This window comes from Streptomyces sp. NPDC001156, assembly GCF_053598275.1.
This window is the reverse complement of record NZ_JBSFJX010000509.1, coordinates 1-1,648: the sequence shown is the minus strand read 5'-3', so window position 1 is coordinate 1,648 and position 1,648 is coordinate 1. Positions and strand designations below refer to the sequence as shown.

Annotated in this window: 1 protein-coding gene; it reads left to right on the top strand. The window is 66.3% G+C overall.

What is annotated here, in order from left to right; genetic code table 11:
- The first annotated feature begins 561 nt into the window (after positions 1 to 561).
- The gene (locus tag ACWDA7_RS52680) at positions 562 to 1,296 is read left to right on the top strand and encodes an RNA polymerase sigma factor (RefSeq protein WP_450615310.1); all 735 of its coding nucleotides are present in this window, start codon (positions 562 to 564) and stop codon (positions 1,294 to 1,296) included.
- Positions 1,297 to 1,648: the final 352 nt, after the last annotated feature.

Genomic DNA, 1,648 nt, shown 5'->3' with positions numbered 1-1,648 from the left:
TCGCCGAGGCAGCCGCCGCACCCGTCGCCGCCAAGTACACAGGCGTCCTCGCCGCCGCAGACGTCCTCACCGTCGACAACGCCGCCGCCATGCTCGATTCATTGCGCCTCGACTTCGGCGAGCTCGGACCCTTCGGCATCCGACCCTAAAAGCCTGTCGCTGGTGGTCGACGGTTCTGCAGAACCGTATCGAGAACTCTCACTGTCTGTCGGCGCCAGGGGTGGCTAACTATTGTCACATTTACGCGTCCCATTGGCGCGCAAGTGACAGCTTTTGTAAGAGAACAGAGGAACCGTTACTTCAGCGCACACGCACCGCTCACAGGGGTTTTCCGGGTCGCCGTCGTCACAGGCGGAAGGGGCCATCGGTGGAGCCATCGTCGGCTCTCTGGCGGAGAGCGGCCATGTCGGGAGGGTTCTGGACCGCGCCGGCGACATCACCTGCGACCTGTCCAGCGCCCAGGACGCGGCGTGCCGCAGTACGCCGCGTCCTCACCGAGAACGACCGAGCACCGTTCCGGGCCTGACTTCCCTCCCGACACTGCACGAGAAGGAGACGCGCGTGAGCAGTCGTCGCATACCACGAGATGCCTTGCCGCATCAGGATCGTCGCATCCCTGTCGCTGATAGCACGGACTACGAGATGGCCGCTCCGCCGAACGCCGGTACTTTGAACGGCCCTCCCACCGTTGCGGCGGATCCAGCCGAGCTCGTCGCGCTCTTCCACCATGTGACCATGCCGTTCATCGACCGGTTGTACGCGGCCGCGGTACAGATGACCCGCGATCGCCGCGACGCAGAGGCCCTGCTTCAGGAGACCTATCTCAGGGCTTTCGACGCCTTCGGGTCGTTGGCCTGGCAGACAGATCCCAGGTTGTGGCTGTTTCGGGTCCTGGCCGACACCGTGCTCGATGCCCGTGGCGAGCGACAGCGCCCGGTTCGCTCGAGTTCTCCGATGCGACGCTCCATCGGCCGGTTGCCGGACACGGAACGCCCGACGTTGCATGTTCCCCAGACCGCCGAGGCGCAGGCTGTGGGCCGGCTGTCGGAGCATGCGGTGAAAGTCGCGCTGCAGCGACTCCCGCGGAAGCTCGCCGTCGTTGTGTACCTGGCCTTCGTTGAAGACTTCTCCCACGTGGAGATCGCGGAGATCCTGAGCATCCCACCCAGCACCGCGAAATCCCGGTTGCACTATGGGCGACGGTGTCTGCATGGGCTGCTTACCGACGCCGCACGCCAGCGCGGGCTCTTGTCCCGCACGATCAATGGCTCCGTCGAAGGCTCGGTTGCGCCGTGAGACGCTGCAATCCGCCGGCGGGTGTGAGGCCCACACCGTCGTCTCAGGCGGCGGGTTCGTCCTCGGTGGGCAGGTGCGGCAGCGGGGCCTCGTCGGCGTCGAAGGAGGCTTCCACGCTCCGGCCCAGGTCGGCAGCCGAGGTGATGATGGTGCGGTCGAAGGTTCCTCGTTGTACGCCGGCACCGTGCGCCCATCGGTGACGCGCAGCAGCTCGGGCAGCACCTGGTCGAAGGTGGGGGCGTCGGCGACCATTGCGTCACTGAGTGGTGTGCATCGTGAAGTAGCAGGTCGCGGGGCTGGTGTGCGTCGGCTCCGGGGTACTCATGCTGGTGACGGGCGGGTGACTTCGGTG